The following is a 12,569-nucleotide window of genomic DNA, read 5'->3' as shown; positions in this document are numbered from 1 at the left end:
CATCGGCGGAACGGCGCCGCAAGACGCCGGTCCCCGTCATGCGCTTACGACTTGCGCCGGATGAAGCCGACGACGTCCTTGACGCCATCGAGGATCGGCCGGGCGATGGCGTCGGCCCGCGCCGCGCCGTCGGCGAGGATCGCGTCGATATGGCCGGGATCGGCCATCAGGCGGCGCATCTCGCCGCCAACCGGGCCGAGCTTCTCGACCGCGAGATCGGCCAGCGCCGGCTTGAAGCCGGAGAACTGCTGGCCGCCGAACTGGGCGAGCACCGCGTCCTTGGAAAGGCCGGAGAGCGCGGCGTAGATGCCGACCAGATTGTCCGCCTCGGGACGCCCCTTCAGGCCCTCGGCCTCGCTGGGCAGCGGCTCGGCGTCGGTCTTCGCCTTGCGGATCTTCTGCGCGATCGCGTCAGCGTCGTCGGTGAGGTTGATGCGCGAATAGTCGGACGGATCCGACTTCGACATCTTCTTCGATCCGTCGCGCAGCGACATGATGCGGGTCGCAGGCCCCGTGATGACCGGCTCGGTGATCGGGAAATAGGCGTCGCCGAAGCCGTGGGCGGCGATCGACTCGGCATAGTCGTTGTTGAACTTCTGCGCGATGTCGCGCGTCAGCTCGAGATGCTGCTTCTGGTCCTCGCCGACCGGCACATGCGTTGCCTGATAGGCGAGGATGTCGGCGGCCATCAGGCTCGGATAGGCGAGGAGGCCGAGCGAGGCGTTCTCCTTGTCCTTGCCGGCCTTGTCCTTGAACTGCGTCATGCGGTTCATCCAGCCGATGCGCGCGACGCAGTTGAAGATCCAGGCCAGTTCCGCGTGGGCCGAGACCTGGCTCTGGTTGAAGACGACATTCTTGACCGGATCGATGCCGGCGGCGACGAAGGCGGCCGTCACCTCGCGGATCTGCCGCGCCAGCTCCGTCGGCTCCTGCCAGACGGTGATCGCGTGCATGTCGACGACACAGTAGATGCACTCGTTCTCGTGCTGCAGGGCGACGAAATTGACGATCGCGCCGAGATAGTTGCCGAGATGGAGATTGCCGGTCGGCTGGACGCCGGAAAAGATGCGCGTCTTGAATTCGGTCATCAGAAACCCCGTTTTTCCGGCGCGTTATGGCGCGGCGTTGCAATGCGCGCAAGCGCGGAAGGTTAGCGACTCCTGCGGTTGCGAAGCTTGCCGAGGATGGTGCCGAAATGCACGACGCCGGTCAGCTGGCAGAACATGGCGAACAGCACCAGCCCGATCGCGCAGATCGTGCCCATCGCGGCGGCGCGGAACAGGATGCGCTGGTCGGCGAAATAAGGCTCCGCCCACCAGGCGACGAGGAAGACGGAAAGTCCCATCGCCATCGCCGCGACCAGCACCATCGGCAGGTTGCGCCGGACCTTGTCGTCGAAGAGGAAGTGCCCGCGCTTGTGCAGCGCCCAGCCGAGCAGCGCCGCATTGACCCAGCCCGAAATGCTGGTGGCGATGGCGATGCCGACATAGGTCAGCGACGGGAACAGCGCCAGCGAGCCGACGATGTTGACGGCGACGCCGATGGCGGCGAACCACATCGGCGTCTTGGTGTCCTCGCGGGCGAAGAAGCCGGGCGACAACACCTTGATCAGCACGAAGGCCGGCAGGCCGACGGCATAGCCCATCAGCGTGTGGGCGGTGGCCAGCGTGTCCTCCGGCCCGAACTCGCCACGCTGGAACAGCACCTGCACGATCGGCTTGGCCAGCACGAACAGCGCGATCGCCGCCGGCAGCGTCAGCGTCATCGCGAATTCGAGGCTGCGGTTCTGGGTGTAGTGGACCAGATCCGTGCGGCCGGAACGGACATGGCGCGACAGGTCCGGCAGCATGACGACGGCGATGGTGGCGCCGACGATGCCGAGCGGCAGCTGATACAGGCGGTCGGCATAACCGAGGATGGCGATGGCGCCCGGCGCGAAGGAGGCGATCATCGTGCCGATGACGATGTTGATCTGGGTGACGCCGCCGGCGATCATCCCAGGCACGGCGAGCGTCGTCAGCCGGCGGACCCCGGCCGTCAGGCGCGGCCAGCGCAGCTTCAGGAGCATGCCCGTCCGCCAGGCATCGAAGACGACGACGGCCAGCTGGAAGACGCCGCCGATCAGCGTCGCCCAGGAGAGCAGGATACCGGCCTCGGCCGTGTTCTCCAGCTTGTAGAACAGGATGTAGGCGAGCGCCGCCACCAGCACGACATTGAGAAGGCCCGGCGCCATCGCCGCCGCCATGAAACGCCCTTCCGCGTTCAGCACGCCGCTATAGAGCGCCAGCAGCGAGATCAGCGTCAGATAGGGGAACGAGATCCGGGTCAGCAGCACCGCGAGATCGAATTTCGACGGATCCGACACGAAGCCCGGCGCCATGATGTACATGAGCGGCACCATGGCGATCAGCGCGATCACCGTCAGCACGATCAGGAAGGCGAACAGCGCCGACAGCGCCTCCGAACCAAACTCCTTGGCCGCGTCGCGGCCCTCGGCCTCGAGCTTGCCGGCGAACAACGGAATGAAGGCGGAGGAAAAAGCGCCTTCGGCAAACAGCCGCCGGAACAGGTTTGGGAAGCGGAAGGCGACCATGAACGCGTCCGCCACCGGCCCGGTGCCGAGCGCCGCCGCCATGAACATGTCGCGGACGAAGCCGAGAAGCCGGCTCGATGTCGTCGAACCACCGACGGTGACAAAGTTTTTCAGGAGAGACATTGCCACCTGGCGGATCGGAAGGAGGAACACGTCGCCCGCGCCCGCGAGCGGGCCGAGTTAGACCCTTGGTTGCGAGAAAATCAAGGCAAAGCGAAGGCCGAGCGACGGCCGTCGCGTTCCCGTCGCGCGCTTTTGGAAACGAAGCCGCGCGCGACCGCTTTCCGCCTCAGCCGGCCTTCTTCGCGGCCGGCTTCTCCGCCGGCGGCAGGCCCTCGAACGCCTGGTGCAGGCGACGGCGGATGCTCGCCTCACGATTGGCGTTCATCACCTTCCGGCCGGTCAGGTCGGTGACGTAGAAGACGTCGACCGCCCGCTCGCCGAAGGTGACGATATGGGCCGAGGCGATGTTCAGGTTCAGATCCGAGATCGAGCGGGTCAGGTCGTAGAGCAGGCCCGGCCGGTCGAGCCCGGAGGCCTCGATCGCGGTGAACTGGTTCGACCAGGAATTGTCGAGCAGGATCTGCGTCTCGACGGTGAAGGCCTTGATGCGGGCGCGCGACTTCGCCTTCTTGGCGATCGCCTCCGGCAGCGCCACGGCGCCGGAGAGCGCCTGCTCGATCAGCGCGCCGACCTTGAGCGCCCGCGTCGTCTCCTCGGCGTCGGTCTCGAATTCGCGCGCGATGAAGATGGTGTCGACCGCGAGCCCGTCGGTGGTGGTGAAGATCTGCGCGTCGACGATGTTGCCGCCCGCGGCGGTGCAGGCGCCGGCGATCATCGACAGGAGGCGCGGATGGTCCGGCGCCAGAACCGTGATCTCGGTGATCGCCTCGAAGGCGCGCGTCGTGACCGCCGTCGCCAGGGTCCTGCCGGAGCGGTCGGCGTCGCGGATCAGCGCCGCATGCGCGATCTTGCGTGGCAGGTCGACGCGCAGCCAGTAGGCCGGATAGTGGCGATCGAGATAGGTGTCGAGCTCCTTGGCCGGCCAGTCGGCGAGCGCCTCGGCCAGCTCCGCCTTGGCGGCGGCGACGCGCTCGTCGCGCGACACCTGGCTGTGGCCGCCGGTGAGCAAGGGCTCGGTCTCGTAGTAGAGCGTGCGCAGCAATTGCCCCTTCCAGCCGTTCCAGACGCCGGGACCGACCGCCTTGATGTCGGCGATGGTCAGCACCATCAGCATCTTCAGCCGTTCCAGGCTCTGCACCACGGCCGCGAAATCCTGGATCGTCTTGCGGTCGCCCAGATCGCGCGACTGCGCCGTCATGCTCATCAGGAGGTGATGCTCGATCAGCCAGGCGACCGTCTCCGTCTGCGCCGGCGTCAGGCCGAGGCGCGGACAGAGCTTGCGCGCCACCCGGGCGCCGGCGATCGAATGATCCTCCGGCCGGCCCTTGGCGACGTCGTGCAGGAACATCGCGACATACAGCGCGGTGCGGTCCTGGATCGTCGGCATCACCGAATTGGCGAGCGGATGCTCGCTGGCGCGATCGCCGGCATCGATCTCCGACAGGACGCCGATCGAGCGGATCAGATGCTCGTCCACCGTATAGTGGTGGTACATGTTGAACTGCATCATCGCGACGACCTTGCCGAAATCCGGCACGAAGCGGCCGAGCACGCCTGCCTCGTTCATCCGCCGCAGCACCACCTCGGGCTGGTTGCGCGAAGCGACCAGCTCCAAAAACAGGCGGTTGGCCTCCGGATCGTCGCGCAGCTTCGCGTCGATCAGCTTCAGCGAGCGCGTCACCTGCTTCATCGCGTCGGGATGGAAGGCGAGGTTGTGCTTGTCGGCCAGATGGAAGATGCGGATCAGATTGACCGGATCGCGCTTGAAGACGTCCGGCGAGGCCATGTTGATGCGGTCGTGCTCGACGACGAAATCGCTGGAGCCGGTGATCTTGCGATGGCGGCGGCGGGAGCCGAAGGTGAAGAACCGGTTCAGGAGCGGCGTCGGCTTGGCGTTCTCCTCCTCCAGGCCGGCGCAGAAGATCATCGTCAGGTCGCCGACATCCTTGGCGACCAGGAAGTAGTGCTTCATGAAGCGCTCGACATCCTTCATGCCCGGATGCGAGGTGTAGCCGAGGCGGACCGCCATCTCGCGCTGCACGTCGAAGGAGAGCCGCTCCTCCGGCCGTCCGGTCAGGAAGTGCAGATGGCAGCGCACCGACCAGAGGAAATCCTCCGACTTGCGGAACAGCGCCATTTCCGAGCGCGAGAACAGCCCCGCCTCGACCAGCGCGTCGCCGGAGCGGACGCGGTAGAAATATTTGGCGATCCAGAACAGCGTGTGCAGGTCGCGCAGGCCGCCCTTGCCCTCCTTGACGTTCGGCTCGACCACATAGCGCGAGGCGCCCTGCCTGCGGTGACGGTCGTCGCGCTCGGCGAGCTTGGCGGCGATGAATTCCGGCCCGGTGCCCTTCACCACCTCGGTGTCGAAGCGCTGGGTCAGTTCGTCGAAGAGATGCCGGTCGCCCCAGAGGAAGCGCGCTTCCAGGATGGCGGTGCGGATCGTCATGTCGCCGCGCGACAGGCGGATGCATTCGTCGACATTGCGGGTGGCGTGGCCGACCTTCAGGCCGAGATCCCACAGCATGTAGAGCACGAACTCGACGACGCTCTCGCCCCAGGGCGTCTGCTTGTAGGGCAGCACGAACAGCAGATCGATGTCGGAGCCAGGCGCCAGCATGCCGCGGCCATAGCCGCCGACCGCGACCAGCGCCATGCGCTCGGCCGAGGTCGGGTTCTCGGCCCGATAGACGTGGCGGACCGCCACCTCGTAGATCGCGCCGATGATCTCGTCCTGCAGGCGCGACAGGCGGCGCGCGCAGGCGCTGCCATGGCCGTCGGCGATCAGCTGCGCCTCGGCCTCGGCCCGGCCGGCCTTCATCGTCTGCTTCAGATGGGCGAGCACAGCCGACCGCAGCGCCGATTTGTCGAGCCCCGGCGCCATCGCATAGAGTTCCTCGGCGAGCGAGGGGCCGTCGAGGAGCGCTGTCTCGGATCTGCTGGTCATGGAGGCGATCGGCCCTGGATCGTGGCAAGTGGCCGAAACCTAGACCGCTTTTCGGACCCGCGCCAATAGTCGCGTCGGCGCGGGCTCCGGCCCCAGCGGGTCAGCGATTCTGCGCCCGCGCCGCTTTCAGGCTGTAGAGCGCCTCCAGCGCCTGTCGCGGGGTCATTTCGTCCGGCTGCAACCCGTCGAGGACGGGGCCGAGCGGGTCTTCGGCCACGACAGGCTGGGGTTTGACGGCGAGCGCGGCAAATAGCGGCAGATCGTCGATCAGCGTCGCCGCCGGCGATTTTCGGTCGGTTTCTTCCAGATGCGAGAGCACGTCGCGGGCGCGCGCCACCACGGAGGGCGGCAGGCCGGCGAGCTTCGCCACCTGGATGCCGTAGGAGCGATCGGCGGCGCCGGCGACGATCTCGTGCAGGAAGACGACGTCGCCGTTCCATTCCTTGACCCGGACGGTCGCGTTCTCCAGCCGGTCGAGCCGCTGCGACAGCGCCGTCAGCTCGTGATAGTGCGTCGCGAACAGGCCGCGGGCGCGGTTGACCTCGTGCAGATGCTCGATCGCCGCCCAGGCGATCGACAGGCCGTCGAAGGTCGCCGTGCCGCGCCCGATCTCGTCGAGGATGACCAGCGAGCGGTCGGTCGCCTGGTTGAGGATCGCCGCCGTCTCGACCATCTCGACCATGAAGGTCGAGCGGCCGCGCGCGAGATCGTCGGCCGCACCCACGCGGCTGAACAGCCGGTCGACGATGCCGAGATGGGCGCTCTCGGCCGGCACGTAGGAGCCGATCTGCGCCAGGATGGCGATCAGCCCGTTCTGGCGCAGGAAGGTCGATTTACCGGCCATGTTCGGGCCGGTGATCAGCCAGATCAGGCCCGGTTTGCCATCCTTGCGGGCGCCGAGATCGCAGCCATTGGCGACGAAGGCGGCGCCGCCGTCGCGCTTCAGCGCCTGCTCGACGACCGGATGGCGGCCGCCCTTGATGGCAAAGGCCAGCGAGCGGTCGACGACCGGCCGAGCATAATTGTCGGTCTCGGCCAGCGTCGCCAGCGCCGCCGTGACGTCGATGACGGCGAGCGCCGCCGCGACGGCCCGCAGCCGGTCCGAAACGCCGACGACATGGGCGAGCAGCGCGTCGAAAGTGGCCTGCTCGATCGCCAGCGCCCGGTCGCCGGCCGAGGCGATCTTCGCCTCGAGATCGGCGAGCTCGGTGGTGATGAAGCGCATGGCGCCGGCCATGGTCTGGCGATGGATGTAGCGGCCGGCGAAATCGGCGCCCAGCAGCCGCTCGCCATGCTGCTGCGGCACCTCGATGAAATAGCCGAGCACGTTGTTGTGCTTGATCTTCAGCGCCTTGATGTCGGTCTCGGCCGAATAGGTCGCCTGCAGACCGGCGATCACCTGGCGGCTTTCATCGCGCAGCGCCCGCGTGGTGTCGAGGTCGGCGTCATAACCGGGGCGGACGAAGCCGCCGTCGCGCTTCAGCAGCGGCAATTCGTCGGCAAGCGCCGCCGCGAGCTCGGCGGCGAGATCATGCGGCGCGTCGGCGAGCGACGCACGGGCGGCGACCAGCTCGTCCGGCAGGGCCGACCCGTCGTCGCCAAGCGTCGCCGCGAGCCGCGCCGCCGCGTCGAGGCCGTAGCGGATGCCGGCGAGGTCGCGCGGGCCACCGCGATTGAGCGACAGGCGCGACAGCGCGCGGGCGAGATCGGGGCTCGCCGCCAGCGCCTCGCGGATGACGGTGCGCCGCCGGCCGAGCTTCAGCATGTGGTCGAGCGCGTCGAGCCGCCGCTCGATCAGCTCCGGATCGGTCGAGGGGCTGGCGAGGCGCTCCGCCAGAAGGCGCGAGCCGGGGCCCGTCACGGTCCGGTCGATCGCCGCGAGCAGGCTGCCGCGCCGCTCGCCGGAAAGCGTCCGGACCAGTTCGAGATTGGCGCGCGTCGCCGCGTCGATCAGCATGACGGCGCCATCACTCTCGCGGATCGGGCGCGCCAGCGGCGGCCGCTCGCTGATCTGCGTCTTCTCGACATAGGCAAGCGCGGCGGCCGCGGCCGAAAGCTCGACGCGCGAGAAGGAGCCGATGCCGTCCAGCGTGCCGACGCCGAAATAGGCGGCGAGCCTTGTGCCGGCGGTCGAACCGTCGAAGAACGCGCCGGGCAGCGGCGTCACGGCAACAGGCAGCTCGCGCACGAAGGGACCGAGGTCCTCGTCGGCGAAGAAGCTGTCGGGGACGAGCAGCTCGCGCGGATCGACGCGGGCGATGTCGGCCGAGAGCCGTGTCTGGTCGGTCTCGGCCAGGCGGAAATCGCCGGTCGAGATGTCGATCCAGGCGATGGCGAAGCGGTCGCTGCCATCCGCCGCCGCGCCGCGCAGCCGCGCCACCGCGGCGAGATAGTTGTTGCGGCCGGCGTCGAGCAGCGTGTCCTCGGTCAGCGTGCCCGGGGTGACGAGGCGGACGACGCCGCGCTTCACCACGGACTTGCCGCCGCGCTTCTTGGCCTCGGCCGGATCTTCCTGCTGTTCGCAGACGGCGACGCGATGGCCGAGCGAGATCAGCTTCTGCAGGTAATCATTGGCGGCATGCACCGGCACGCCGCACATCGGGATGTCCTCGCCGAGATGCTTGCCGCGCTTGGTCAGCGTGATGCCGAGCGCGCGCGACGCGACCTCGGCATCGTCGAAGAACAGTTCGTAGAAGTCGCCCATCCGGTAGAACAGCAGGCTGCCCGGATTGGCGGTCTTGATCTCGAGATACTGCTCCATCATCGGCGTGGGCCGGGGAAGCGTGGCGTCGGGGGCGGGATCGGGTGAGAGCATGGCGGGGACGCTAGCAAAACGTTGAAGGTGTTTCACCCTCGCGCGCGGGGTGATCGCACTTGAGATCACAAAAACCGGTGATATCGTCGCGGTCCACAATCTGAGACGGCGAATGCCGTCCGCCCCCGGAAACGCCCTACGCCGAGCCCCATCCCATGACCGAGACCAAACGCCCCGCCAAAAGCGGCCCCGTGCTCACCGACAAGGAGGCGCTGGATTTCCACGCCCAGGGGCGGCCGGGCAAACTCGAAATCACGCCGACCAAGCCGATGGCGACGCAGCGCGACCTGTCGCTCGCCTATTCGCCGGGCGTCGCCGTGCCGGTGAAGGCGATCGCCGAGAACCCGGCGCTCGCCTACGACTACACGACGCGCGGCAACATGGTGGCCGTCATCTCGAACGGTACCGCCATCCTCGGCCTCGGCAATCTGGGCCCGCTCGCCTCGAAGCCGGTGATGGAAGGCAAGGCCGTCCTGTTCAAGCGCTTCGCCGACATCGATTCGATCGATCTCGAGCTCGATACCGAGGACGTCGACGCCTTCGTCAACTCGGTCCGCTATCTCGGCCCCTCCTTCGGCGGCATCAATCTCGAAGACATCAAGGCGCCCGACTGCTTCGTCATCGAGAGCCGGCTGCGCGAGCTGATGGACATTCCCGTCTTCCATGACGACCAGCACGGCACGGCGATCATCGCCACCGCCGGCATGATCAACGCGCTGCACCTGACCGGCCGCGACATCAAGACGACCCGCCTCGTCTGCAACGGCGCCGGCGCTGCCGGCATCGCCTGCATCGAGCTGGTCAAGGCGATGGGCATGCCGGCCGAGAACGTCATCCTCTGCGACACCAAGGGCGTGGTCTACCAGGGCCGCACCGAGGGCATGAACCAGTGGAAGACGGCGCATGCGACGCCGACCGACGCACGCACCCTCGAAGACGCCATGAAGGGCGCCGACATCTTCTTCGGCGTCTCGGCCAAGGGCGCGCTGACGCCGGACATGGTGCGCTCGATGGCGCCGAAGCCGATCATCTTCGCCATGGCCAATCCCGATCCGGAAATCACGCCGGAGGAAGTGGCCGAGATCCGCGACGACGCGATCATGGCGACCGGCCGCTCCGACTATCCGAACCAGGTCAACAACGTCCTCGGCTTCCCCTACATCTTCCGCGGCGCGCTCGACGTGCGCGCCACGACGATCAACGAGGACATGAAGATCGCGGCCGCCAACGCCCTCGCCGCCCTGGCCCGCAAGGACGTCCCCGACGAGGTCGCCGCCGCCTATCAGGGTGTGCGTCCGCGCTTCGGGCCGCACTACATCATCCCGGTGCCGTTCGATCCGCGCCTGCTCTCCGACATCCCCGCCGCCGTCGCCCAGGCCGCGATGGACAGTGGCGTCGCCGGCAAGCCGATCGAGGACATGGCCGCCTACAAGATCCAGCTCTCGGCCCGCCGCGACCCGATCGTCGGCACGCTGGCGCGGATCTACGAGCGCGTCCGCCGCAATCCGAAGCGCGTCGTCTTCGCCGAGGGCGAGGAGGAGCAGGTGATCCGCGCCGCCTCCAGCTTCGTGTCGCAGGAACTCGGCAAGGCGATCCTGATCGGCCGCGAGGACATCATCCGCGAGACGGCGGCGAATGCCGGCATCGAGCTTGTCGACGGGATGGAGATCCACAATGCGCGGCTGTCGAAGCGCAACCCGGCCTATATCGACTTCCTCTATGCCCGGCTGCAGCGCCAGGGCTACCTGCACCGCGACAGCCAGCGTCTGATCAATACCGACCGCAACTATTTCGGCGCCACCATGGTGGCGCTCGGCGACGCCGACGCCATGGTCTCGGGCGTGACGCGCAACTATTCGACCGTGCTGCACGACGTGCGCAAGGTGATCGACACCCGCCCCGGCCACCGCGTCATCGGCGTGTCGATCGCGCTGATCCGCGGCCGCACCGTCGTCGTCGCCGACACGGCGGTGCACGACATGCCGACGGGCGAGGAACTGGCCGATATCGCCGTCGAGGCGGCCGGCGTCGCCAAGCGCCTCGGCTACGAGCCGCGCGTCGCCATGCTCGCCTATTCCACCTTCGGCCAGCCGGAGAGCGAACGCTCCCGCCATGTCCGCGAGGCGGTGCAGATCCTCGAGCGCCGGCGCGTCGGCTTCGAATTCGACGGCGAGATGGCGGCCGACGTTGCGCTGAACCAGAAGGCGATGGCGGCCTATCCGTTCTGCCGCCTGTCGGGTCCGGCCAACGTGCTGGTCATGCCGGCGTTCCACTCGGCCTCGATCTCGACCAAGATGCTGCAGGAGCTGGGCGGCGCCACGGTGATCGGACCGCTGCTCGTCGGCCTCGACAAGCCGGTGCAGATCCTCTCGCTCGGCGCGCGCGACAGCGACATCGTCAACATGGCGGCACTGGCGGCCTTCAACGTGGGCGGCTAAAGAGGCGGACGAACGCCAACCGTCGGACCCCGCGATGCCGAAAGTCTACGACTGCTTCACCTTCTTCAACGAGCTCGATCTGTTGGAGGTGCGGCTGAACGAACTCGACGGCATCGTCGACCGCTTCGTGCTGTGCGAGTCGCCCTACACCTTCCGCGGCCAGCCGAAGCCGCTCGTCTTCCAGGAGAACCGCGAACGGTTTGCGCGGTTCCTTCCCAAGATCGAGCATGTCGTCGTCGACGACCTGCCGCTCGGCGGCGGCAACAAGGAGCGCCACTACTTCGTGAAGGAGCGCTTCCAGCGCGACGCGCTGGCGCGGGGCCTGCGCGGCGCCGCGCCGGACGACTACGTCATCCTCTGCGACGTCGACGAGATCCCGCGCGCCAGCGTGATCGAGGCGATCGTCCGGGCGAACGGACCGAAGGCCGTCCATCTGCTCGAGATGGACTACTACATCTACTTCCTGAATCTCCTGGTCTCGACCGGCTGGGACAAGCCGCGCATGGCGCGCTACGGCGATATCCGCCGGCTGCAGTCGCTGCGCTCCGGCGGCCCCGGCTGGGCGCCGAAGGAGAAGCGGATCCTCTCGGTCCTGCGGCAGTGGAAGCGGATGGTGTTTGGCGTACGGCCGCGCCCCTGGATCCGCGTGCCGGACGCCGGCTGGCACTTCACCTCGATGAACGGCCCCGCCGCCGTGCGCGAGAAGATGATGGCCTATTCGCATATCCGGCCGGACATGGAGAGCGAAGCCGTGATCATCGGCCTGATCGCCGATGTCCTGGAGCGCGCGGCCGCGAATGGCGGCGACGCCACGCCGCGCCTCGACCCGGAAGCAAAGCTGCCCGCCTTCGTCCGGAAAAATGCCGATCGCTTCGCCGGCCTGATCGCCTCCGAGGCGACGCTGGCGGACTACAAGGAACTATCGCGGCGCTGAGGCCTCAGCCGGGCAGGCCGACCGACTGGATCCGGTGGATGCCGGCGCGATCCATCACCGCGATCGCTTCGGCCAGCGAATCCTGCGTATCGATGGCGCGGCAGGCGTCCTCGACCACCGTGGTCTGGAAGCCGTGCGCCCGCGCGTCCTGCGCCGTCCACGACACGCAGAAATCGAGCGCCAGGCCGACGACGAAGACATGCTCGATGTTGCGCTCGAACAGATAGCCGGTGAGGCCGGTCGGCGTCTTGCGGTCCGCCTCGAAGAAGGCCGAGTAGCTGTCGGTGTGGGCGTGATAGCCCTTGCGCAGGATCAGCTGGGCGTGCGGGATGTCGAGGCCCGATGCCAGCGCCGCGCCCTGCGTGCCCTGGACGCAGTGATCCGGCCAGAGCACCTGCGGACCATAGCGCAGCCCGATCGTCTCGAACGGGGCGCGGCCGGCATGGCTGGAGGCGAAGGAGATGTGGCCGGCCGGATGCCAGTCCTGCGTGATGACGACATTCTGGAAGCCGCGGGCGAGCCGGTTGACCAGCGGGACGATGGCGTGGCCGTCGTCCACCGCGAGCGCGCCGCCCGGCAGAAAGTCGTTCTGAATGTCGGTCACAATGAGAACGGTGTTCGATTCCGGCACGATATATCCCCCCACAGGACGCTGCCTCGTCGTCTGAGCGGCCTTGTTAACCAACTATTCCCAATCGTCCAAGACTTTCATTATCGTC

General features: G+C 67.7%; 7 protein-coding genes. 2 read left to right on the top strand and 5 right to left on the bottom strand.

Annotated elements, in window-relative coordinates:
* Window positions 1-44: 44 nt before the first annotated feature.
* The 4 genes from trpS to mutS form a co-directional block, all read right to left on the bottom strand.
* Entirely contained in the window at window positions 45-1,088 is a 1,044-nt protein-coding gene (gene trpS / locus K32_RS22310; RefSeq protein ID WP_201401596.1) for a tryptophan--tRNA ligase, read from the bottom strand.
* 62 nt (window positions 1,089-1,150) lie between these two features.
* Window positions 1,151-2,716 carry a murein biosynthesis integral membrane protein MurJ gene (murJ, locus tag K32_RS22305; RefSeq protein ID WP_201401595.1) on the bottom strand — a complete coding sequence of 522 codons (1,566 nt, stop codon included), beginning with the start codon at window positions 2,714-2,716 and terminating at the stop codon, window positions 1,151-1,153.
* A gap of 166 nt (window positions 2,717-2,882) precedes the next feature.
* Entirely contained in the window at window positions 2,883-5,663 is a 2,781-nt protein-coding gene (locus K32_RS22300; protein WP_201401594.1) for a [protein-PII] uridylyltransferase, read from the bottom strand.
* A 100-nt stretch (window positions 5,664-5,763) separates the two neighbouring features.
* Window positions 5,764-8,427, bottom strand: a complete 2,664-nt coding sequence (gene mutS / locus K32_RS22295) for a DNA mismatch repair protein MutS (RefSeq protein WP_201404616.1) — start codon at window positions 8,425-8,427, stop codon at window positions 5,764-5,766.
* 206 nt (window positions 8,428-8,633) lie between these two features.
* On the opposite strand from mutS, the gene K32_RS22290 reads away from it, so the two are divergent.
* Window positions 8,634-10,916: an NADP-dependent malic enzyme gene (locus tag K32_RS22290; protein WP_201401593.1), complete on the top strand. Its 2,283-nt coding sequence runs from the start codon at window positions 8,634-8,636 to the stop codon at window positions 10,914-10,916.
* 34 nt (window positions 10,917-10,950) lie between these two features.
* Window positions 10,951-11,850 (top strand): hypothetical protein, encoded by a 900-nt coding sequence (locus tag K32_RS22285; protein WP_201401592.1) that lies wholly within the window; start codon window positions 10,951-10,953, stop codon window positions 11,848-11,850.
* 4 nt (window positions 11,851-11,854) lie between these two features.
* On the opposite strand, the gene pncA is transcribed toward K32_RS22285, so the two are convergent.
* The gene (gene pncA, locus K32_RS22280) at window positions 11,855-12,496 is read right to left on the bottom strand and encodes a bifunctional nicotinamidase/pyrazinamidase (protein ID WP_244669684.1); all 642 of its coding nucleotides are present in this window, start codon (window positions 12,494-12,496) and stop codon (window positions 11,855-11,857) included.
* Between the last annotated feature and the right edge of the window lie 73 nt (window positions 12,497-12,569).

The sequence above is a fragment of the Kaistia sp. 32K genome, assembly GCF_016629525.1.
Lineage (GTDB): Bacteria > Pseudomonadota > Alphaproteobacteria > Rhizobiales > Kaistiaceae > Kaistia.
Note: the sequence above shows the minus strand (reverse complement) of the source record. Positions and strands in the feature narration are given on the sequence as shown.

Coding starts and splice junctions, on each gene's coding strand:
- trpS (WP_201401596.1), bottom strand. CDS start 1,088: ATGACCGAATTCAAGACGCGCATCTTTTCCGGCGTCCAGCCGACCGGC.
- murJ (WP_201401595.1), bottom strand. CDS start 2,716: ATGTCTCTCCTGAAAAACTTTGTCACCGTCGGTGGTTCGACGACATCG.
- K32_RS22300 (WP_201401594.1), bottom strand. CDS start 5,663: ATGACCAGCAGATCCGAGACAGCGCTCCTCGACGGCCCCTCGCTCGCC.
- mutS (WP_201404616.1), bottom strand. CDS start 8,427: ATGATGGAGCAGTATCTCGAGATCAAGACCGCCAATCCGGGCAGCCTG.
- K32_RS22290 (WP_201401593.1), top strand. CDS start 8,634: ATGACCGAGACCAAACGCCCCGCCAAAAGCGGCCCCGTGCTCACCGAC.
- K32_RS22285 (WP_201401592.1), top strand. CDS start 10,951: ATGCCGAAAGTCTACGACTGCTTCACCTTCTTCAACGAGCTCGATCTG.